Genomic DNA, 22602 nt, shown 5'->3' on the forward strand with positions numbered 1-22602 from the left:
ATTGGTTAAAACACAACACTACAGCAAAGCGATCGCCATCATGTGCATAAGAAAGAGGTGATTTATCATGCTGTATAACAAACCGGACTGAAGCATTTAATAATGGGGGACCTGGTTATCTTTTAATAATTTACCTAATTCTTTCAGAAAAGCAGCTAAATTGTCTCCAGGAAGGAAGTATTCTTGTAGCCACTCGGCCTCGCTTACCGACGGATTAAACAAAGCATTAATTGGCGGTTGCATTATTTCATTAATTGTCATTGCAGGAGAATCATTCGCAAGCAAGCGAGCTTTTTCACCCTCCCAATATTTTTTTCTGACCCAACCAAAACGTCTGGCCAGATTAAGCATCACTTGATTAAAGCGTGTCCCCCTATGCGTTTCTTCACTGAGGTTGCTTTTTTTGTCAGAAAATTTCTTCTCTCCTTCGCGCACATAATCAACAGCTACTCCTGAACCTAATAAATCATCTGGATCAAGTGAAAGTCGATATAAATGCATTCGAATATGCTTATGTTTACTTTTATCCTCTTTGTTGAAAACATTGTCAGTAAAATGTTTTACATAATTCTCAATAGGGATTTCCTTCCCTTTTTCTACCAATAGTTCATTGTCGGTTAATTTAAATTTAACGCTGACAACCGTTCCAAAAAGACCCAAACCACCTGCAACTTGCTGGAATAAAGGATCATCAGGTTTTACACCCTGTCTTAATTCACCAGTGGGCGTGACGATATCCATCGAAAGAATGGTATTTGATAAAACTCCTTTACGATGATTCCAACCATGAATGTTTGTACCGATTGAACCCCCTGCAGAAAACACATTAGACGCTTGCATTACTTGTAATGCAAGTCCGCGCTTAGGCGCTTCCTTCTGAATATCTATCCAGCTAACACCCGCTCCTACGGTAGCAGTTTTATTGCTGTTATCAATATCAATGTGATTGAAGTTACTCAGATCAACTACAAGATGTTTTGTTCCCCCCTCAGGTAAAAATTGTCGTCCTTGGCTACGGCCTGCTCCAACTGGCATTATTTTTACATTTTTGGCACCATTGGCATCAGTAATAATCTTCTGGAGCTCAACAGGATTATTAGGCATTAAAACTTCTGCATCATCGTCGCGGTAATAGCTACCCCCAGCAGTAATACCTTTTTTCTGAACTTTTTTCAGGTGTAAAATAAAATGCGATTAACTTGGGGTTAAATAAACCGAATAGAAATGCCGCTAAAGCATAGAGATTTTTGCTAAAAATAGTGGCGTATTTTTTCTGCTGCTCCAACCGCTTTTCCTGCAATTCATCGGTGAGAAAAAATGAACCAAATGCATAGCGAGTACCTAATGCACCAGACACAAGCAAATCGATTATCGCAAGTGGGAAAAATAACGTTGTATAAATGAATCGGGTATAAAGAAAGTTCCAAGCTCGCCCCGCAACACTTTTTGACTCATTAAGATACGCTCTATCGATCATTGAAGCAGGGATTGAAGTAAAACGACCAAACTCCGGGAAATTATCAGTAAATTTTCTTTGATTTCACATCAGGTTTACCTCTAGAAATTATGTATGAATTTAACAGAGACATCTTGGTTTTCTTCGTCAACAGCTTCGCCACAACTATCAAAACACGTCAGGACTTCAGATAAGTCCTTTACAGGAACATCGAATAAACAGATTTTTCTAGTGTTATGAACCCTATCGCCATAGCCATATAAAGGTTTGGCATTAAAAACACTATTTAAACGTTCTTCACGACTATGACACGCTTCCTCATTTTTAGCATCAATGAGACATTTCACTTGGATCTGGTCTTGTCCTGCAATTTTTCTGAGTTCAATTTTTTGTGCCGATAATTGTCGTACGACAGTTTGAAAATCAGCATAACGAGGCGCTCGCAATCGAGCATAGACAGAAGTATATGATTTGTCTTTATTTTTAGCTTTTACATAGACTGAATCATCATCTGCGTCGGGAACAATTGAAACATTGATATTAGCACTAAGCATTTCAGCATTAACATTGGCTACCTTCTCTCTTAAAGCTTCTTTAAGCTCATCATGATTTTCAATTCCCTCCACATTAATTTTGACCAATACATCGGTAGTCGCTGCCACTAAATTTTCGTCTTGATGAAACCAGTAGCTCAGTGGTTTTGAAATCCAACGTCTTGCCCATAACTCAATGGAGACACATTTCCAACTAAACCAATCTCCCCAGGTTTTATCTGTACACTCGCTATATGCCTGAGCAAGTTTCTCGCGATTCTCTTTATATTTGTGATCATAAAAGGGAATTGTTTGCAGGTTTGATGCATATTCATTGTAATAATCGGCCAAGTGCTGCTGCATTTGCGTTTTATTGTCTTTATTTAGAAAAGGACCAATAAAGATAGAGAGGATACCTTTGGGAATTAGTTCTAACGTTGTAAAAAATCCTATGAACAAATCCATTAACATGTATTCAGAAAATAAGATTTGAGATGAGCTGTTATATTTTCTGGCAGCAGAATAGGAATTAAAAATCACTCGCCACAGATCATAAACTTGGCGAAAATAAGGGAACTGAAATATTGATTTTCCCTCTTGCAAAAACTCTCCATATTCCTCAGCCATTTCGACATTGCGCCACTCAGGGCCTGTCATATAGGACTGATATTGTTCTCGATAATACCCAGCCTTATCAGCCTCGAGTATTTCCTTATTAAGCTTATTTACAAAAACTCCCATCCTACCTCCTATAAATAGTGTTGGTGATTATAGGTATTATCTTTGGGTGACAAAACATATCATAATATGAACAATAATTAAACATTTGTTTCTGGTATCTTTCATCCACGACAAATTTTTATTTTGGATTGCTCATTGTCTGGATGCCTCGGACAAGCCGAGGTAGGTAGGGTGAAGACAAAAACGAGCAGGTAAGGATTAAGGCAAACAACACATAAAGTTAGGAGCCAGGCACATTAAACAACCTAAGTGCCACAGGGTGAAGAGAACAAGGGAGCATAGGTGAAAAGAACCAAGGTACATAGCAATACCAGCTACGGTTTCTTCCCTACGTTTGCAGTGACATCTTGAATATTTGTAAAAAATATCTGACTTTCAACTATACTTGTGTTTTAGAGAGCGCTCACAAAATAAAGGATTATTTTGATGAAAAGAGAAGAGCTTGCACGTCACTTCCTTAACGTGCGGCAACAAATAGTTCAGTCGTGCCAACCTCTTTTTGTTGAAGATTATGTCATTCAAAGTATGGCTGATGTAAGTCCACCCAAATGGCATCTTGCGCATACCACCTGGTTTTTTGAGACATTTATTCTTCTTCGACTGATGAAATCCTACAAATTATTCGATTCTTCATATAATTATCGCTTCAATTCTTATTATCAAACAATTAGCCAACCTTATCCGCGAGCAGAACGTGGTTTGTTGTCTCGCCCAACCACAGAGGTAATTTACGCTTATCGAGAATATGTTAACAACCATATTCTTTTGCTCATCGAGCAAATACCAGACAATCAATTACCGACACTTAAACATTTGCTAAATTGGGGATTCCAGCATGAGCAGCAGCATCAAGAATTATTATTAATGGATATCAAATATAATTTTTCACGCGACCCTGATTTTCCTTGTTATCGCGCCTCATCAATAACAGAGAAAGCAACTATGTTGAATACAAATAGACAAATGATTGAAGTTGCAGGTGGTATTGTAGAAATTGGCTATCAGGGAACAGATTTTTGTTTTGATAATGAGTTACCACGTCATAAAAAATTTCTTAGTCCTTATTTAATTGCCCCCCAACTTGTAACAATCGGGGAGTATTTGGAATTTATTGATGATAGAGGCTATGAAAATCCACAATGGTGGCTCTCTGATGGCTGGGATTGGATTAATCAGCAATCTATACAAGCCCCGCTGTATTGGCAAAAAATTGATAATGATTGGCATATTTTTACTTTAAACGGTTTAAAACCGCTCAATCTCGCTGAACCAGTCTCTCATGTTAGTTATTATGAAGCAGATGCCTATGCAAAATGGCATGGTTGCAGATTACCAACAGAAGAGGAATGGGAGCATCTGGTTGTAAGTACGGACTTAGATCCTCAACAAGGTAATTTTCTTGATAATGCCATGTTTCATCCCCAACCAGCCATCGATGGTAACGCCCCTATCCAATTTTTTGGAGATCTTTGGGAGTGGACTGCCAGTCCATATGTACCCTACCCGGGTTATCAATCAGTAACAGGAGCCTTAGGCGAATACAATGGTAAGTTCATGAATAATCAATTTATTTTACGAGGCGGGTGTTGCGTAACACCGCGCAGCCATATCAGAGCAAGCTATCGTAATTTCTTTCAACCAGAAAAGCGCTGGCAATTTAGCGGAATTCGTTTGGCAGCAAACTTCGACGGGAGATAACTAATGAGTGCTAAAATACAAACTCTACAAAATCACCAAAAAGAGGCCAAAGATAATAAAGAATTTATGCAAGATGTCTTGATGGGCTTATCCCGCAAAAACAAACAACTCCCCTCAAAATATTTTTATGATAACTCAGGCTCTAAATTATTTAATCAAATTACTCATCATCCTGACTATTATTTAACAGGCTGTGAGCTTGAGATCCTTAGACATCATAAAAAGGAATTATCGGCTCTTTTAAAAAAGGAAGAATTTAATCTCGTTGAATTTGGTCCTGGAGAAGGAATAAAAACTAATATCCTAATTAATCAGTTTCTTAAAGATAACTTGTCGTTTACCTATTTCACCGTGGATATTTCAAAAAAGTACCTCGACAGTCTTCTTGATAAATTCAATAGAAAGCTACCTCAACTTAAGGTCATTGCGATAAACTCTGATTACTTAAGCGGTATTCAATGGTTAAGTACAAACTCCAACAAGCGTAATTTTTTATTGTTTTTAGGATCAAGCATAGGGAATTTTGATATTCAAAGTTCAAAAAAATTTTTACAAGAAGTGAGAAATGCTTTGCATGCTGGAGATTACTTCCTTATTGGATTTGATTTAAGAAAAGACATTAATATTCTTCTAAAAGCTTATAACGATCGGGATGGACTTACTCGGGCATTTAACTTAAACCTCCTGAAACGGATCAATAAAGAGCTCGATGGTAATTTTGATCTTAATTTATTTTATCATTATGAAACTTACAATGTTCATACTGGTGCCATGGAAAGCTATCTTATAAGCTTAGAAGATCAAATTGTTCATATTGGCGCCTTAAACAAATCATTCTTATTTAAAAAATTTGAACCCATTCACGTTGAATCCTCTTATAAATATCTGGATTCACAAATCAAAAGACTTGCTAAAGAAAGTGGGTTTGAAATTGTTAAAAATTTTAGTGACTCAAAAAAATATTTTGTGAACTCCTTATGGCAGGTTAATTAGTAACCTGTCATTGCGAACAACGCAAAGCAATCCACTATATATGGATTGCTTTCTATGTTACGAATGACTTTCAATTCAAAGTCACTCAACCTTCTTAGTTAACGGCGAAGTAAGGCCGATAAGACAAATCCTATACCGCCTGCTACTAATAACGATATAATTGGCCTTTCCTGTACCCTGTCAGCAACTTTATTAGAGTAATCTTTTATATTATTTTGCACATCATAGACTCTGTTTTTGCCTTCTTCGTACAATTCGTTAGCTACTTTTTTGCCATCATTCACTATTTTTCTACTGTCTTTTAATAGGACTGTGGTAGCTTCTCCAAGCTGCGACTCTCTCGAATGCTTTGGAGGCGTTTTAAAATTTTTACCTGATGTCTGCGAACTTTTTGCGTCCATTATTAATCTCCTATAATCCATTAAACTTGATATGAGAATAGATATTAACTAGGCTCATCTGTTTTTTAAGTATAGCAAAAAGCTAATTAGATAAAATTATGCTCTATAATTACGATAGCTGCTTGAACTCATTTAAATGGATGTTAAATGTAGCTGTAAAAGAGATTTCTCTCGTAAACGGAGAATGATATGACAGTAAGAAAGGGAATTTTGTTGCATTGGCTGAAAGATGCTCATGCGATGGAAAAACAATCTGAACAAATGCTAAAAACTCAGATTTTTCGCCTGGAAAACTATCCTCGATTAAAAAAGCATATGAAACTTCATTTAGAGGAAACTATTTATCAACAAGAACAGCTCGAAAAATGCATTACTCGATTGGGAAGCCATTATTCTCTTTTAAAAGATTTTTCTGCGAAACTCATTGGCTTAGGACAGGTTGCCAGTAATATGTTCTCATGCGACGAAGTGATTCAAGGGGCCATTGATAGTCTAGTTTTTGAAAATCTTGAAATCGCTACATACACGATTTTAATCACCGCCGCCGAAAATGCTGACGACTCTGAAACTAAACACATTTGCGAGCAAATTCTCTATCAAGAAAAAACCATGGCAAACTGGCTCCTGGACAATTTAAGCCAACTCGCCAAGGCTTTTTTGATGCGCTCCGAGTTATCCTTTGAAACAGCCAAACGTTAATTTTGGGAAAACCAAAATTCAGCGAGTGCGGTGTTTTTATAATGCGGTAGATATTTCAAAAAAAATTGATTTGCTTTATCCGTATGACCAGTTTTAAGTAAACTGAGTAAGTAGGTTTGTGTATACACTTCATTTTGTGCATCACTTCCACCGAGTTGAATACATCGATCTATGACAGGTTCCATCAGTATGTTGGCTAATTTATAATCAGACAAAGCAAAAGCCTTGATCCCTTGACATAGCGATGAAGTGATTTGCCATAAATTTTTGGTGTTCCCTTCCGGGAGCGAATTAATATGAAACTCCAAATCCATTAACGCTTGTTCAACACACGATACATCTTTAGCTCGAGCTAAACAATAAATAAAATGTGCATTATTAAATCCAATATAATACTCAAAAGGATGCTGACCTAAGTGGGCAAAAACAGTATTAAGTGGTTGGTCTTGAGGAAATCCTGCCATCTCCATTCGCCATAGTAAAGAAATCGCATCGAGCTGCTCTAGCAATATCTCTGGTAAGCTACCAAAAATATTAGGAAACAGTTTCATAGTTTCATCTTCATCACGATTGGCCAGCTGAAATAAGGCCAGATGCCAGGTATTATGACCTTTTAATAACGGTAGAATATGAGCCCAACTTTTTTGCAGTACCTGCAAACGCTTAATCCCACCTTCGATATCACCCTCCATAAGATAAACATGGGCTAAAGTATGATGCGCCCAAGGAGTGATGACTTCTAAACTTACTGCTTCTTCTGCCATAGCCTTGGCTTGAGGATATTGACCACAAAGTTCTAGTGCAAAAGAATGCGTTGCTAAAAAATGAGACTCATCTTGGTTGTATTGAGCACATTTCTCGCAAAGAGCAAGAAATTGTTTGGCTTGGTAAGCTTGTCCCGTGCAATAAAAAAGCCACTCAGCAAATTTTAACGCTAATGTGTCGCGGGGGAATAGCTCTACTACGCTTGTTAGCAATGTTAACGCAGCATCATAGTCCAAACGCTCCCACGCGCGCAGAGCGTGATAGAGCATTTTTTCTCTCAAATTGGCAGTTCTTAATTGCTTCTCAGCTTGTAAAAGATAATCGCTGGCAATTATTGTTGCAGCATTTTCCTGAGCGTACAAATAAAACGCAGCCGCATAAATTTGTAAAAGCAAGCTTTCAGGATGCTCTTTTGCCGCCTCAAGTACAGCGCCAGCATCATTGCCAGAACCAAGAATCTGATTATGAAAATGGTTAATACCCTCAATCACTTGAATTGAATTTGTGGTAACCGCTAAGCCTCGTTGTGTTTCCATCATTTATTAAGAAAAAAGATAAGGTCACTAGAAGCTTAGCATAGAGAATGAATTATTGGTTCTTTGCATACCCTGGATGAGATTCTTTAAGAATGAACATTGCGATAATCAGACTTGCCAAATAACACAGTGGCATCACCAGCAAAGCTTTATTATAACTTGCTATAGAATAAACCGGGATTCCATTCACCACCGACCAATCTGAGCTATGATGCAGAGCAACACCAACTAAAGGTTGGAAAATAGCACCTCCAACCAATACTGATAAATTATTAAATCCTGACGCCGTACCTACTAACTCCGGAGGATTATTATCTTTAACAACGGCAAAACTTACAGTTTGTCCGCCGGCACCAAAACCTAACATGAATAAAACCGCATACATCCAGCTTATTGGTATAGGAACATAAAGCAGCAGAATTGTTGCTAACAACCCAAATATTGAACTTAATGCCAACGCCAAACGACGACTGTAAAGACGATCACTCACCCATCCTAACAATGGACTGCCGATCCCAATCCCAAGCCATATCATGCTACACATACCAGAAGCCATAATGACGCTGATTTGATATTTTTGCTGTAAATAAGGGACACCCCATAATGCTGCGAACACAGCAATGGGTGTCCAAATTGCAAATGCATAGGCACCTGTTAACCAAGTGTAAGAACGTTTACAAACACTAACAAGACGGTGCCACTCATCGATAAATTGTCGCTTTGGAGGACTTTGTGTTGGTTGATGAGGGTAATCACGAATAACACACCAAATGAGCGCTGCTAAAGCCAAACCCACTAAGGCCAAAATGAAACTGGCATTCCGCCAACCCACCTGCTCAATTAAAGCCGCCAAGGGCACTTCCCCAAACATTGCCCCTACCGAACTCATTAATTGTGCAATTCCGGCTAAAAATGCGAATTGTTGCGGTGGAAACCAGCGAGAAACGAGTACCAAAACACCGATAAATGAAAAGGCTGAAGCAATACCAATAAGAAAGCGTCCTAAAGCTGCAGTAAATAAACTATCGGTTGACGCAAAAAAGAACGATCCAACCGCACATAAAACTAATGCAAACGTCATTAATTTGCGGGGACCATAGCGATCAAATAACAATCCTGCTGGTAATTGCATAGGGGCATAGGCATAAAAATAAAATGCCGAAACAATACCAAAACCCGCTGCATTGACTTTAAACGTCTTCATCATAGACTCGGCCATGACACTGGGGGCCACTTGTAAGACAAACTCATACAAATAAAACGATGCCGACAGCAAAAAAATCATGTACGCTGTAAATTTACCAGGATGTTGATAATTTGATTGATATGCGTTCAAAATAGTATCTTATTAATTAAAATGCACATTACACCCTAAGCCAATTTCGTTTGTCAATGCCTGCGGGATAGATTGTCCCTAATATTGCCAAGCGGCTAGCCCCAGTTATTTGACTCATATCCAAAGGCTCATTCATTAGTGTTTTATCAGCCAACCAGGCAAACATTAGAGCTTCAATAAAATCAGGATTAACTCCGTAAGCGCTAGTACTTTTCACAGGAGTCTCTGGTAGTAGTGAGCTCAATATCTGCATTAACGCCTGGTTATGTGCGCCGCCACCGCAAATCAAGACTTGTGTTGGATGTTGGGTTTCACGATTAACCGCATCAGCAATGGTGTTAGCTGTCAACATAAGCAAAGTCGCTTGAACGTCAACACTGGAATAATGTGGTTTTAAGTGTTGTTCAAGCCATGCTAATGAAAAATATTCTTTACCGATACTTTTGGGCTGAGATTTTTTAAAATAAGGATCATTTAAAAGAGCTCTCAATAAAGGCTCGATGACTTTTCCAGAAGCAGCCCAATCACCATTTTTATCATAATCCTTGCCTAGATTTTTTTTTATCCAAGCATCCATTAAACAATTCCCAGGACCAGTATCATATCCATGAACCCTTGATGCATTTGATAGATAGGACAGATTAGCAATACCACCAACATTCACCACCGCCAATGGAAATTGCTGATCTTTAAACAAAGCCTGATGATAAATTGGTGCAAATGGCGCACCTTGTCCACCAACAATCAAATCACGGGTGCGAAAATCAGCGACTACGGTAACCCCCGTAAGTTCAGCGATAGTATGTGCACAACCTAATTGTACAGTGTAGGGAATCTCTGCACTGGCATCATGACATAGCGTTTGCCCATGGCTTCCAACTGCTTGAATAGACGTCGAAGAAAGATTCGTTTTCTCCATCAATAAAAGTGCAGCCTGAGCAAATTCCCTTCCTAAAATGGTGTTCAATTGACTGTAGATTGCTAAAGACTGTGATTTTTCTTGAAGCACTTCTTCAAGAAGGTTTTTCGCCTGCTGACTATAGGGTTTGGTGAGTCCGTCAATAAAAGTATTTGATGCTAGCTCAATAGCTGCAGCATCAATACCATCCATACTGGTTCCGGACATTAAACCAAGGTATATTTTTTTTGAAGTTACGTTAGTTTTTATCATAATATTTCGCTAATAGATTTTAATCTCACATGAGTAGGCAAAATTTTATATCCAATGTGAAAAGTTGATTGAAATCTTAACAGAGGCTCATTAAGCTGACTATTCTTTCTTATTAATCCAATCTATTATATGCAGAGTAAATCATTCTCAGAAGAAAACAAGAAAACACCGTTTATTGTCTTGGGTATTTTATCTACCTTTTCACTACTTACCTTTGATTTATACCAACCCGCATTACCAGCAATTACCAGTTACTTTAATACGACCCATGAACTTGGCCAATTAACGTTAAGTTTATTTTTCTTTATTTTTGGATTTTCACAATTGATTTGGGGACCTTTGATTGATCATTTTGGCCGCAGAAAAACATTACGCGCCAGCCTAATTTTATTTTTTTTAGGAACCTTGGGATGTATTTTTGCTACTAGCATTGAAATGTTAATAGTCTCGCGAGCAGTTCAAGGATTTACAATTTGCTGTGCGTATATCGTTGCCTTTTCAGCCTCCAGGGATGAAGAAGATAGTACCGATAGAGCTCGCGTACTCTCTCACATTTCCATGATAGTCTCGGTGTCCCCCATTTTTGCCCCACTTCTTGGTTCGATTATATTCATTCATTATGGATGGCAAGCCACTTTTGTTTTGATGGCCCTTATTGCAATTATACTCTTTATATTGGCAGAGAAAACATTGCAAGAATCACGACATTGGACAAAATCCGATATAGGGTTCTTATGGCAAACCTCTTTGAGCAGTTTTAAAAAAATACTGACACATGGCCCTTTATGGATAAGTATTGCCCTCGTTACAGCCTCATACTCCTGTGTAATGATAATAGTGGTGAATGCTGCCTATTTAGTGATTGATAATCTAAATTTTTCTCCACTGATTTTTGCGATTCTTTTTGGAAGCAATGGGATCATGCTGATAATTGGCAACTATATTGGTATTAAGCTCAGAGAAAAAAAATCAATGGTTTGGAATATTCGTTTAGGCAGCATAATCATGGTGTTAAGCTCTGTAGCGATGATTGTTTTATTTTATATGCAAGGTTTAACTCTACTGGTACTTGCTCCCATTTTATTAATGAGCTTAGGTGTAAGCTTCATAAATCCCCCAGCATTTTCTTTAGCGTTAAATGATTATCCAAGTGAAGCTGGAACAGTGACAGCATTTCTTAACACAGTAAGAATGACTTGTTCAGCAATTGTGGGGGGGATAACCGGTATTCTTATTTTTGCCAATACCAGTGTTTTAGTGTTTGGATTATTTCTTTGCGCTTTAGTATGTGTGTTGTTCAGCTTTTATTTAAAAGATTGAGATAAGAACTCGCTTGCGCTGAAGCAAGCGAGTGTGAAAATTATGCACTGGCTATTGACTTCACTGTATTTTGCAATGCGTCCAATTTCTCTGCCGAGTCAGTTTTAATCTTAAAAAGACAGATATTTTGTTTGATAGCAGCTCCGATTAAATAACCTACAACAAGCATAGATAAAGCAGCCATTACATTGATGAATACCTCTTTCCAACCACGGTGAGTTTCCAATTCAGGTCGAGCATCCTTTATTGCCTTATTACATTTAAACTCGAAGTCTTTCGTATTGATTGTTTTACTAATAAAGTAACTTTGATAAGCCTCTTGTAATTCGTTATGAAGAGATGTAGCTACCTTATGTGCTGAAGAGCCTTCTGTAAAATCTTTATCAATTTTTATCTTAATCGTTCCTATTTGAGTATTAAATAGAATTGCGGCAGGAGCTTGTGAACCTAAGCGGTTAGCCTCTACATTCACGAGTGGGATTACGTCAGTCTCTGTTTCCACATCTTCCACATCATTGGCCACCTCATCAGAAGTTACTAAATCCGCTGGAACCCGGGCTTTCTTGATTTCATCTAGATGAATAGCAAGATTCTCGTCTGTAGCAAAATAACGTATACCTTTGTAATCAGGAGCAACCTTATCGGCCATCGCTTTTACTGTTTCGCGATAAGTTGAATCAATAATCCCAGTTCCGTCAATCTCAAATAAAGGAGTAATCGCGTCTCCTCTTGCATAATGATTTAACCTTAATTTAACATTTTTAGGTATCATATCGCGATTGCTCTCATAGAATTTATTCAACCACTCAAGGATATCCTCATAACTCCTGTGCTTGTTGCCTCTATCATCAAAAAAGTCAAACACTATATAATCATTGGGATTTTCAACAGCAATTTTGTGAATTTGTGCATAAATTAGTGATGCCTTTGTTTCATCAAATATCCATGATGCATGGTTGGTTTCCGTTTGATTGATTGCACGAGTAAACGATGTACCATTTTTCAGATCACCATATAAATCTGCTAAGAGGAAAGTATCCTTTATAACTCCTAGAAATTCGACTATCTTTAGAAATGCAGGAAAGCAAGAACCTTTACTATACTTTGGGGCACGAAAATTATAGGCATTAGCATCGTCGGTATTTTTATCTTGGCGATTTGAACCTACCAAGGCTATATTTTTAGAATATTTATGATTTTCAGCCTTAATTTCTTCTAAAAATTTTCTATTAGTTTTTATTACGTTCTTATCTTCATCGTAGACATAGCCCTCATGAAACAAACAACCATCAAAGTCAAATGAAAGTACGCGGATAGTCATAACTATCGTCCCGAAATTAAATCAAAGACTAGTATACCGACATAATATTATCGAAATCTTAACGCATTGCTTTAATACTTAATCATTGCTTGATTTTTTATATAAAAAACTAAGATATTCTAAAGCAACGATAAAAATTGGCAGTTGTTTGGCAAGCAATATTCTCATAGCTTGTCTGTCGTAACTCACTCAAAGCAATGGCCACGTGTTTTACCAGAGCAGGATGATTTTGTTTGCCACGGAAAGGAACCGGAGCGAGATAAGGGGAGTCCGTTTCAATAAGTAATCGGTCCAAAGGCGCTTTTTTAGCAACTTCATGAAGATTAGTCGCGTTTTTAAAGGTTACTATTCCAGATAAGGAAATATAAAAATTTAAATCCAAGGCGCGTTGAGCAATATCCCAATCTTCGGCGAAACAGTGCATTACACCGCCGATCTCATGGGCGTTTTCTTCTTTCATGAGTTGCAGTGTATCTTCTGCCGCTTGGCGGGTATGAATGATCAAAGGTTTTGATGAAGTGATTGCTGCATGAATATGATTGCGAAACCGCTCCCTTTGTTGTTCTTGTGCAGCTTTAGTTTCGGTTCGATAATAATCGAGCCCAGTTTCACCAATGGCAATACATGCAGGATGTTCTGCTAATTTGCATAAAGCACTGGCATCTGGTTCTTGCGCAATCTCACTATTAGGATGGATACCCACAGAGATACTTATATCAGAATAGCTTTCTGCTATCTTGCGAAGCACTGGATAATCCTCAAGTTCTACACAAACACATAGAAAATGTTCAACATCATTGTCGCGGGCTGCAGTAAGAACATTGCTCAAATCATTATTAAATTCAGTCAAATCAATAAAGTTAAGATGGCAGTGGGAATCAACAAGCATAGTTTTTTATAATATTAGTAAGATGAATGGAGTTTAGCATGTAAGAAGCTAGCCCTCCACTTTGATTTACTCCCTAGCTTAAGACTATGTTTGGAGTGACCCCTAGTTCATAAACTCTATAGATATCCCAATAATAGATTTTCTAGTACCAATGACTGGTTAACACTAATATTCTGGTTCAATTTTCTTATTATCTGATTTATTTCATCTAGCTGATGAAATAAATCAGGAGGTTGTAGGTATTGCGAAATCTGTTGGATTTGCGGTGTCCAATTTTTCTCATAAGGACTGTCAACTAATCGAGACTGAATAAGCTGCGCATTTATTAAGTAAAGTAACCATATCAAATTATTGAACTCATACGTGCCCCATTTAGCTGCCAAACTACAAACGGACGTTTTTTTACTTATCAAATCCAATAAATCTTGAACAATTGATTGAATGGCACTAAAAATTTTTCCTCGCTCACTCTCGGCGGTATAGCACTCTCCAATTGAAAGATAATCGCTGTTTGTGATTTCTTGACTTGAGAATTGCCACTGTTGGCAGCGACTCAGAATAGTTGGTAACACTGTACTAACTTGTTCAGCAATTAATACAAAAAAGAGACACGCCGGAGGTTCTTCTAATAATTTTAATAATGCATTAGCTGCGGCAATATTCATTTTTTCCGCAGGGTGAATAATAATTATTCGTTTACTACCTAGTTGGGGTGAAGTAAATGCAACAGACTGCAATTCACGGATTTGGTCGATTTTAATCGTGCCTCCCGACTTTTCAGGCTGTAACAAATGGACATCAGGATGTTCCCCTGCCGACAGCAATCGACATGATTTACATGTTCCACATGCCTTGGTAGCTTCAGAGCAAAGTAAGACAGAAGCCATGTTATAGGAAAAATCGATAAGACCAGCATGCTGCGGTCCCATTAATAATAACGCCTGAGGTAAGCGCTGATTTGCATTGCTATTACAAAATTGTTCCCACCATAATGCATGAGAAGTATGCAATTCAGAGGATTTAAGCGATTGCATTATGAGCTATGAATGTTTTAAGTTGAGTGATAATTGATTTTTGCACGATATCCATTGGTTGGCTAGCATCGATACAAATTACATTGTTCATTGTTTTAATGATGCGCTGGTAGTTATTATAAACATCGGTAAAAAATGTCAGCGACTCTTGTTCCATCCTATCAGCAGCACCGCGTTGTCGAACGCGATTAAGACCTTTTTCCGGTTCAATATCAAGAAAAACAATCAAATCAGGTTTAAACCCCTTTAAACAGAATTTTGATAAGGTGCTAATTACTGTTTCATCAAGATGTCTTCCCCCACCCTGATAAGCAAACGTTGACAATTCAAAGCGATCAGCCAAAACCCAGCTGCCTCTATTTAAAGCTGGCTCTATAACTTGCTCTAGCAGTTGAACTCTTGCAGCATACAACATGAGTAATTCAGCACGAGGATCTAGTGTTTCGCCATCAACCTTTTCTTTAATGATGGTTCTTATCATTTCCCCAACTCGAGTACCCCCTGGCTCTCGGGTTAAAAAAATATCAGGGATAAAACTTTCCAGGTACTGTTTAATAGTTTTGATGGCTGTTGATTTTCCTGCACCTTCAAGGCCCTCTACAACAATGAAACGTCCTCGTTTTGTCATGATGGCCCCTTTATTTTATACTGAGAAATCGCCTTTTTCTGTTCTTCATAATTCACGGAAAAATGATGTGAACCATCCCCTTTGGCAACAAAATAAAGATAATCAGTAACCTGAGGATGAGCAGCCGCATCAATAGCATCCTTACCAACCATTGCAATAGGTGTAGGGGGTAACCCTCGATAGCGGTAGGTGTTGTATGGGGAATCAACAGCCATATCACCATGCATTAATTTCCCATGATAATTGGGTCCAAGCGCATAAATAACAGTAGGATCCATTTGCAGTGGCATATTTTTCTTTAAACGATTAACCACTACCCCTGCAATTAACTTTCTTTCCTCCGGTAAGGAACTTTCTTTTTCCAAAATAGAAGCAACAATGAGCAATTCATAAGGTGATTTATAAGGAAGCCCAGTGGAACGTGTACGCCAACTGTCATTCAAAAATTGTAATAATTTTTTATTGGCAAGTTGCAATAGAAGCTTAGCATCACTACCTGCATCGTAATTATAGGTATCAGCCAGTAACAACCCTTCTGGATTTGAATAATCTCCACCAATAACCAACCAGTCACTATTGTTATAATTTAAAAATTGAGCATTAGCTAAATTAGCTTTTACTTGATTTGCAGTAGTCCCCTCAATGATGCTAAAGGATTGAACGAGCACTTGACCTGTAACTACTTTGCTTAGGAATTGTTGAACATTCTCGCCAGGAAGTATTTCATAAACACCGGCCTTTAAATGGGGGGCAAAGCCTTTCACTCTAATGACCAATAATAATAAACGACTGGATTGAATAAGATGCTTAGACTCAAGCATGTGAGCAAGAGAAGATGCGGAAGTATTTTTGTTAATAGAAATGGTGACTGATTGGTTTCCAGTCACCATTGGTTTTGTAAGAAAATTATAGGTATAAAAGCCAGCTATCGAGAAGCTAATTAAACTGAGAACAACACATCCCAGTAAAATTGATTTAAGCCAGCGTTTCATTTACACCCGTTTAAATATCAGACTTCCGTTAGTGCCTCCAAAACCAAGAGAATTGCTTAAGGCATAAATAATTCGTCTTTCTTGGGGAGTATGCGGTACATAATTTAAATCACAACCTTCGTCAGGATTGTCCAAATTAGTTGTAGGTGGTGCTACTTGGTCTTTAATTGCAAGAATAGAGAAAATAGCTTCCACGGCACCGGCAGCGCCTAACAAATGCCCAGTCATGGATTTTGTCGAACTAATAGCTAATTCATACGCATGATCTTTGAAAAGGCGTTTGACAGCTTTTGTTTCATTTAAATCATTCAAATAGGTTGAAGTACCATGAGCATTAATATAATCAACGTCAGTTATATCAATATTCGCATCTTTAACAGCTGCTTCCATCGCACGAGTAGCGCCATCCGCATCTTCATCAGGAGCAGTAATATGATAGGCATCCCCTGACATACCGAAACCAACTAGCTCGGCATAAATTTTGGCACCACGTGCTTTGGCATGCTCATATTCTTCAAGAATCAGTATCCCTGCACCCTCACCCATGACAAAACCGTCACGATCTTTATCCCAGGGGCGAGATGCTTTTTCAGGTTCATCATTTCGCTTTGATAAGGAGCGAACAGCTGAGAATCCTGCCAAACATAAAGGGGTTGTCGTCATTTCCGCACCACCACATACCATAACATCAGCATCACCATAAGCAATCATACGACCAGCTAAGCCAATATTATGAGTTCCTGTAGTACACGCGGTTACTATCGAAATATTCGGACCCTTTAATTTGTGTTTAATTGAAATCTGTCCTGCTACCATATTAATAATGCCTGCAGGAATAAAAAACGGCGAAACCTTACGAGGACCGCCAGCGACTAATCTATCTTGGTTGTTGGTGATAGTCTCTATACCACCGATACCAGCACCAACAGCAACACCAGCTCGTAATGAGAGCTGTTCATCAATAACCAACCCCGAATCGGCCAGCGCTTCATCTGCCGCAGCCAACCCATATTGGGTAAATACATCCATCTTCCGAGCATCTTTAAGCGGCATATAGTTTTCAACGTTAAAGTTTTTAACCTTAGCCCAAATTTTAGTTGGATAATCAGTTGCGTCGAAATCTTCAACCATTCCGACACCACTTTTACCTGCCAAAATATTATGCCAAGTTTGCTCTACATTTAAACCGACTGGAGTAAGCATCCCCATACCGGTAATAACAACACGCCGCTTAGTCAACGAAAACTCCTTGAAGTTATCAAGCTTCTTCTTTGTTAAGATTTGATTCGATGTAGTCGATTGCTTCTTGAATAGTAGTGATCTTCTCAGCTTTCTCATCAGGAATTTCTGTTTCAAATTCTTCTTCGAGAGCCATCACTAATTCAACAGTATCAAGTGAGTCAGCACCTAAGTCATCTACAAACGATGCGTCATTCTTCAACTCTTCATCTTTAACGCCCAATTGCTCAATAACAATCTTGCGAACTCGTTCTTCAACTGTACTCATAACTTGTCTTTCCTCTTCGTTTTAAAAAATTCCTGTAGGCTAGTTTATTCAATTATAAAAAGAACGCAAGCCCATTTAATCCATATACATGCCACCATTCACATGAATGGTTACACCAGTAATATAATTTGCACTATCAGAAGCTAAGAAAGCAACTGCTTCAGCAACATCATCAGCTTTACCCAAACGTTTCATTGGGATGCGTTTAAGCATCTCATCTTTAACCATATCGGGTAAAGCACTTGTCATATCGGTATCAATGAAACCTGGAGCTACTACATTCACAGTAATATTGCGGCTAGCAATTTCCTGAGCCAGTGACTTAGAAAAACCGACAATGCCTGCTTTTGCTGCTGTGTAGTTAGATTGACCAGAATTACCACTAGCACCTACTACAGAACCAATACTTATAATACGACCCCATCGTGCCCGAAACATTGGCTTAAGACAAGCCTTACTTAATCGAAATATAGCACTTAAATTGGTGTTTATTACTTTATCCCACTCATCATCATCCATTCTTAACAATAAATTATCACAAGTAATACCTGCATTGTTAACTAAAATAGACGGAAGTTTTTCTTCATCAGATAACTGGGTCATTAAATTATCGATATCTTCTTTGTCGGTTACATTGAGAATTCGACCTTCTCCGGACAAATTTTCTTGCACAAATGAATTTGTGATATTTTCTGCCCCAGAAGCGGTGGTAGCCGTACCTATTACATAGGCACCCTTCTTTGCTAAATTTAAGGCAATTGCTTTACCAATTCCTCTACTTGCGCCGGTAACCAGCACAACCTTACCTTGTAAATTTACCATGCAAGATCCTTAATACGATTTTTCAGTCAATTGTGATACCGCTTGATTAAGAGTAGCATTATCATTAATGCTTATTGCCGTTATGGTTTTATCAATACGTTTGACTAAACCACTAAGCACTTTACCAGGACCGCATTCCACGATACGTTCAATGCCACGATTTTTCATTAATTGAATTGTCTCAACCCATCGCACTGGTCGGTAGAGTTGCTCTTTCAGCAACACTCTAATATGTTCAGGGGATTGATAAATACTTAAATCAACATTTGAAATTACAGCAACTTTAGGCGTTCTAAATTTTGCGCGAGCAAGATATTCTTCAAAAGCCTGGGCTGCATCGATAAGTAATGAACAATGGCAAGGAACACTAACCGGTATAATTTTTGCCATTCGAGCATCCATTTCTTCTGCAATCTTCACAGCTTTTTCTACAGCGTTCGAATGCCCGGCAATCACTATTTGCCCTATCGCATTATAATTTGCTGGAGTGACTTGATAATCAGGATTACTCGCCTGTTTGCAAAGCATTTCAACCTGCTCATCGGTTAAACCTACAATTGCAGCCATTGAGCCTTGGCCTAAAGGAACATACTCTTGCATTAATTGCCCTCGTTTAGCGACCAGCATTGCTGCATCTGCGAGATCAATTGCTTCAGAACAAACAAGTGCTGCATATTCTCCCAAGCTATGACCAGCCATGATTTCAGCTCGTGTAATTCCTTGTGTCTCCAAAGCTTTAAACACTGCCACGTCAGCAGTTAGCATCGCAACTTGGGTATTCTCAGTTTGATTTAGTTTTGACTCAGGACCTTCTTGTATTAACTGCCACAGGTCGTAACCAACCGCCTCTGAAACAAGCGAGAAGGTATCTTGAACCAAAGGGTAACTGTCCGCAAAATCAGCCAGCATGCCAACAGATTGAGAACCTTGACCAGGAAATACAAATGCAGAATTACTCATTAAAAAACTCCAATAAGGATATTATTAGTAGCGTATAACCGTAGCACCCCAGGTCATTCCTCCACCAAAAGACTCCAGTAGAAGTAAATCACCTCGTTTAATGCGGTTTTCTTTAATTGAATAATCCAGAGCAAGGGGAATAGATGCTGCCGAAGTATTGCCTTGCTTTTCGATTGTTACGATGACTTGCGACATAGGCAAGTTTAATTTTTTAGCGATACCTTGGATAATACGAATGTTTGCTTGATGAGGAATCAACCAATTAATGTCTGATTTCTGCAAATGGCAGGCTTGTAAAATCTCATCGACAATATCACCCATTATATTCACTGCAATCTTGAAAACCTCATTGCCGCGCATACCAATGAATGCTTGCTGCTCGAGTGTTGCATAATTAGGGAAAGATAATAATGATTCTACATCATGGGCTGCATGAAGTGTACTGGCTAAAATACCAGGCTTATCACTAGCACTTAAAACCACAGCGCCTGCTCCGTCTCCAAATAGCACACAAGTAGACCGGTCAGTCCAATCCAGTGCGCGAGACATACTTTCACTACCAACAACCATCACATGTTTTGCTGTGCCTGAACTTATATATTGTTTGGCAATGTCCATAGCATAGACAAATCCACTGCAAGCTGCACCTACATCAAAAGCAGGAATAGGTCGAGTTATTTTTAACGCGTGTTGTACATGGCAAGCCATGCTAGGGAAAAAATGATTAGGCGTGCACGTGGCAACCAAAATTAAATCAATGTCGTCTGCACTGATATCTGAAGCATCCAAAGCTTTAATTGCAGCTTGAGATGCCATGTAGGATGTTGTTTCATGGGGTGAGGCCACATGTCGACTACCGATGCCTGTTCTTGAGCGAATCCACTCATCGCTTGTATCCAAACTAGCTTCTAATTCATGATTAGTGATAGACCGCTCGGGTAAATAACTGCCTGTTCCATTAATAACGGCATTTCTCATAGCAACAAACCTTGATTAATAAAGTCAGTAATTTGGTCGCGAACTAAATCGACGACATTATTTTTTACTTCAAGCATGGCTTCTTCTATAGCATATTGGAACGCCAACTCATTGGCCCCACCATGACTTTTAACGACTATGCCATTTAAACCCAGTAAGCTTGCACCATTATAGCGAGCAGGATCCATGCGCTTTTTTAAATGCCCTAATGCTGGCTTGGCCATTAAGCCTACAAATTTGGTAAATATATTTTGTGAAAACGATTCTTTCAGAACCGAAATCATCAGTTTTGCCAACCCTTCACTTGCCTTTAAGGCCACATTACCAACGAAACCATCGCAAACTACCAGGTCAACTTGGCCTGAATAGAATTGGTCACCTTCAACATAACCTACGTAATTCATCAAGCTACATTCAGCCAACATATGAGCAGTCCGTTTGACTTGATCATTACCCTTAATTTCTTCAACACCGATATTCAGTAAAGCAATCTTTGGTTTTAGCTTTTTATCTACAGCTTGAATTAATGCGGAACCCATTACAGCAAACTGAAAAAGGTGTTCTGCGCATGAATCAACATTCGCACCGAGGTCAATAACCCGTGTTTTACCCTGCATTGTAGGTAATTCGGCAATAATTGCAGGTCTATCAATACCAGGTAACGTTTTTAAAACAAAGCGTGCAGTAGCCATTAAAGCACCGGTGTTCCCTGCACTTACGCAAGCCTGAGCACGTCCTTCTTTAACCAAATTAATGGCAACCCGCATTGATGAATCTTTCTTATTACGCATAGCTTGAGATGGTAATTCATCCATAGCAACAATTTCTGAGGCATGAACCACAGAAAATTGGTTACTATTAGCTACACCGAATTTTTTAAGATGCGTATTTACCTGATTTTGATCACCAACCAACAACAACTTCAAATCAGGGTTGCGTCGAGCAGCAAGGACACAAGCGGGAATCACAACTTTCAAACCGTGATCCCCGCCCATCGCATCAATAGCAATGGTGATATTTTTCAAGCGATTTACTCTTGTTCGTAAGCGTTATCGGTATCTAAAACTTTTCTACCACGGTAATACCCATCAGGTGTAATGTGGTGACGGCGATGAGTTTCACCAGTAGTAGAGTCCACAGATAATGTGGGCTTTGTTAAAGCATCGTGAGAACGACGCATATCACGACGTGAACGTGATTTCTTATTCTGTTGTACAGCCATTGTGTATTACTCCTAAACAAATTGCATTCGATGGGGCGGAATATTACCGATTTTTTAATGGTAATCCAAGTGTTATGACGATATTTTACTATTTTATTGTGTCATCAGCACCAATAAAACGATTTATTTCTGTGTCACAGTCATTAGTTTCGGGGTGCAATTCCGGCGTATAGAGATGGAACTCATCCGTGATCAATTCGGCTAAATCAATATGATTATTTTCTGCAATCACACATTCGTATTGATCCATTAACTTCTCAGCCATTTCATCAGAGTGGCAGACGGCCAGTTTTGTCTCATTAACATAATGATAAATAAATTCTTTTAAGCAACGTTGGCAGGTAATTATCAAATCAGAATTAACCTTCAACGTTAAAATAAAATAATTATTTTGGCTTTCTACTGCAAATTGACAATTCACTATACAACCTGAATTAATGTGTGCAGGCAATCTCTCACGCAACTCAAGTATCACCGACTCAGGTGAGGCTTTATTTACCGCAGTTTTTAAATTAACTAACATAACGTCCACTTAACTATAAATTACCGACATCATTAATAATTTGCTCAAAAATACCGCACCAAAGAAAATAATTGGGA

General features: G+C 38.5%; 25 protein-coding genes (1 of these 25 running past the window's edge). 4 read left to right on the forward strand and 21 right to left on the reverse strand.

Going from position 1 to position 22602, the window contains the following annotated elements:
- The 4 genes from LHA_RS08155 to LHA_RS08170 form a co-directional block, all read right to left on the reverse strand.
- Nucleotides 1-19, reverse strand: the beginning of a protein-coding gene (locus tag LHA_RS08155) for a class I SAM-dependent methyltransferase (RefSeq protein ID WP_045106099.1). The gene continues 1301 nt to the left of window position 1, outside the view; 19 of the gene's 1320 nt are visible here — the first part of the coding sequence; the start codon lies at nt 17-19; its stop codon lies off the left edge, out of view.
- A gap of 77 nt (nt 20-96) precedes the next feature.
- Nucleotides 97-1104 (reverse strand): FAD-binding oxidoreductase, encoded by a 1008-nt coding sequence (locus tag LHA_RS08160; protein ID WP_045106100.1) that lies wholly within the window; start codon nt 1102-1104, stop codon nt 97-99.
- A gap of 31 nt (nt 1105-1135) precedes the next feature.
- Entirely contained in the window at nt 1136-1477 is a 342-nt protein-coding gene (locus tag LHA_RS08165; protein WP_045106101.1) for a hypothetical protein, read from the reverse strand.
- 80 nt (nt 1478-1557) lie between these two features.
- Entirely contained in the window at nt 1558-2730 is a 1173-nt protein-coding gene (locus tag LHA_RS08170) for a hypothetical protein (RefSeq protein WP_045106102.1), read from the reverse strand.
- A gap of 426 nt (nt 2731-3156) precedes the next feature.
- On the opposite strand from LHA_RS08170, the gene egtB reads away from it, so the two are divergent.
- A complete protein-coding gene (gene egtB, locus LHA_RS08175; RefSeq protein ID WP_045106103.1) occupies nt 3157-4428 on the forward strand; it encodes an ergothioneine biosynthesis protein EgtB in 1272 nt (423 codons plus the stop codon).
- Between the two features lie 3 nt (nt 4429-4431).
- Nucleotides 4432-5421, forward strand: a complete 990-nt coding sequence (gene egtD / locus LHA_RS08180) for an L-histidine N(alpha)-methyltransferase (protein ID WP_045106104.1) — start codon at nt 4432-4434, stop codon at nt 5419-5421.
- Nucleotides 5422-5519: 98 nt separating this feature from the next.
- On the opposite strand, the gene LHA_RS08185 is transcribed toward egtD, so the two are convergent.
- On the reverse strand, nt 5520-5822 hold the full coding sequence (locus LHA_RS08185; protein WP_045106105.1) for a hypothetical protein: 303 nt from the start codon (nt 5820-5822) through the stop codon (nt 5520-5522).
- A 189-nt stretch (nt 5823-6011) separates the two neighbouring features.
- Between LHA_RS08185 and LHA_RS08190 the strand changes: the two genes are divergently transcribed.
- On the forward strand, nt 6012-6521 hold the full coding sequence (locus LHA_RS08190; protein WP_045106106.1) for a ferritin-like domain-containing protein: 510 nt from the start codon (nt 6012-6014) through the stop codon (nt 6519-6521).
- On the opposite strand, the gene LHA_RS08195 is transcribed toward LHA_RS08190, so the two are convergent.
- The 3 genes from LHA_RS08195 to LHA_RS08205 form a co-directional block, all read right to left on the reverse strand.
- Nucleotides 6518-7822, reverse strand: coding sequence for a tetratricopeptide repeat protein (locus tag LHA_RS08195; protein ID WP_045107479.1), 1305 nt, complete (start codon nt 7820-7822; stop codon nt 6518-6520). The two genes, LHA_RS08190 and LHA_RS08195, sit on opposite strands and share 4 nt — an antisense overlap.
- Nucleotides 7823-7874: 52 nt before the next feature.
- Entirely contained in the window at nt 7875-9107 is a 1233-nt protein-coding gene (locus LHA_RS08200; protein WP_082060395.1) for an MFS transporter, read from the reverse strand.
- 79 nt (nt 9108-9186) lie between these two features.
- Nucleotides 9187-10329: an anhydro-N-acetylmuramic acid kinase gene (locus LHA_RS08205; RefSeq protein WP_045106108.1), complete on the reverse strand. Its 1143-nt coding sequence runs from the start codon at nt 10327-10329 to the stop codon at nt 9187-9189.
- Nucleotides 10330-10458: 129 nt separating this feature from the next.
- Here LHA_RS08205 and LHA_RS08210 point away from each other — a divergent pair, with 129 nt between their 5' ends.
- On the forward strand, nt 10459-11649 hold the full coding sequence (locus LHA_RS08210) for a multidrug effflux MFS transporter (RefSeq protein WP_045106109.1): 1191 nt from the start codon (nt 10459-10461) through the stop codon (nt 11647-11649).
- A 40-nt stretch (nt 11650-11689) separates the two neighbouring features.
- On the opposite strand, the gene LHA_RS08215 is transcribed toward LHA_RS08210, so the two are convergent.
- The 13 genes from LHA_RS08215 to LHA_RS08275 all read right to left on the reverse strand — a co-directional run bounded on the left by LHA_RS08215 (nt 11690) and on the right by LHA_RS08275 (nt 22525).
- Entirely contained in the window at nt 11690-12970 is a 1281-nt protein-coding gene (locus LHA_RS08215) for a hypothetical protein (RefSeq protein WP_045106110.1), read from the reverse strand.
- 109 nt (nt 12971-13079) lie between these two features.
- Nucleotides 13080-13859: a TatD family hydrolase gene (locus LHA_RS08220; protein ID WP_045106111.1), complete on the reverse strand. Its 780-nt coding sequence runs from the start codon at nt 13857-13859 to the stop codon at nt 13080-13082.
- 116 nt (nt 13860-13975) lie between these two features.
- On the reverse strand, nt 13976-14893 hold the full coding sequence (locus tag LHA_RS08225) for a DNA polymerase III subunit delta' (RefSeq protein WP_045106112.1): 918 nt from the start codon (nt 14891-14893) through the stop codon (nt 13976-13978).
- Nucleotides 14880-15524 (reverse strand): dTMP kinase, encoded by a 645-nt coding sequence (gene tmk, locus LHA_RS08230; RefSeq protein ID WP_045106113.1) that lies wholly within the window; start codon nt 15522-15524, stop codon nt 14880-14882. Before tmk ends, LHA_RS08225 begins: the two co-directional genes overlap by 14 nt.
- Nucleotides 15518-16513: an endolytic transglycosylase MltG gene (gene mltG, locus LHA_RS08235; RefSeq protein ID WP_045106114.1), complete on the reverse strand. Its 996-nt coding sequence runs from the start codon at nt 16511-16513 to the stop codon at nt 15518-15520. Before mltG ends, tmk begins: the two co-directional genes overlap by 7 nt.
- Nucleotides 16514-17752, reverse strand: a complete 1239-nt coding sequence (fabF, locus tag LHA_RS08240; RefSeq protein ID WP_045106115.1) for a beta-ketoacyl-ACP synthase II — start codon at nt 17750-17752, stop codon at nt 16514-16516.
- A gap of 19 nt (nt 17753-17771) precedes the next feature.
- Nucleotides 17772-18020 carry an acyl carrier protein gene (gene acpP / locus LHA_RS08245; RefSeq protein WP_045106116.1) on the reverse strand — a complete coding sequence of 83 codons (249 nt, stop codon included), beginning with the start codon at nt 18018-18020 and terminating at the stop codon, nt 17772-17774.
- A gap of 75 nt (nt 18021-18095) precedes the next feature.
- Nucleotides 18096-18842, reverse strand: coding sequence for a 3-oxoacyl-ACP reductase FabG (gene fabG / locus LHA_RS08250; RefSeq protein ID WP_045106117.1), 747 nt, complete (start codon nt 18840-18842; stop codon nt 18096-18098).
- Nucleotides 18843-18851: 9 nt separating this feature from the next.
- On the reverse strand, nt 18852-19802 hold the full coding sequence (fabD, locus tag LHA_RS08255) for an ACP S-malonyltransferase (protein ID WP_045106118.1): 951 nt from the start codon (nt 19800-19802) through the stop codon (nt 18852-18854).
- Between the two features lie 24 nt (nt 19803-19826).
- The gene (locus tag LHA_RS08260; protein WP_045106119.1) at nt 19827-20780 is read right to left on the reverse strand and encodes a beta-ketoacyl-ACP synthase III; all 954 of its coding nucleotides are present in this window, start codon (nt 20778-20780) and stop codon (nt 19827-19829) included.
- On the reverse strand, nt 20777-21805 hold the full coding sequence (plsX, locus tag LHA_RS08265) for a phosphate acyltransferase PlsX (protein WP_045106120.1): 1029 nt from the start codon (nt 21803-21805) through the stop codon (nt 20777-20779). The genes LHA_RS08260 and plsX overlap by 4 nt, the downstream gene beginning before the upstream one ends.
- 5 nt (nt 21806-21810) lie before the next feature.
- The gene (gene rpmF, locus LHA_RS08270; RefSeq protein WP_045106121.1) at nt 21811-22002 is read right to left on the reverse strand and encodes a 50S ribosomal protein L32; all 192 of its coding nucleotides are present in this window, start codon (nt 22000-22002) and stop codon (nt 21811-21813) included.
- A gap of 88 nt (nt 22003-22090) precedes the next feature.
- Entirely contained in the window at nt 22091-22525 is a 435-nt protein-coding gene (locus LHA_RS08275) for a YceD family protein (RefSeq protein WP_045106122.1), read from the reverse strand.
- Between the last annotated feature and the right edge of the window lie 77 nt (nt 22526-22602).

This window comes from Legionella hackeliae, from assembly GCF_000953655.1.
In the GTDB taxonomy this organism is placed as follows: Bacteria; Pseudomonadota; Gammaproteobacteria; order Legionellales; family Legionellaceae; genus Tatlockia; species Tatlockia hackeliae.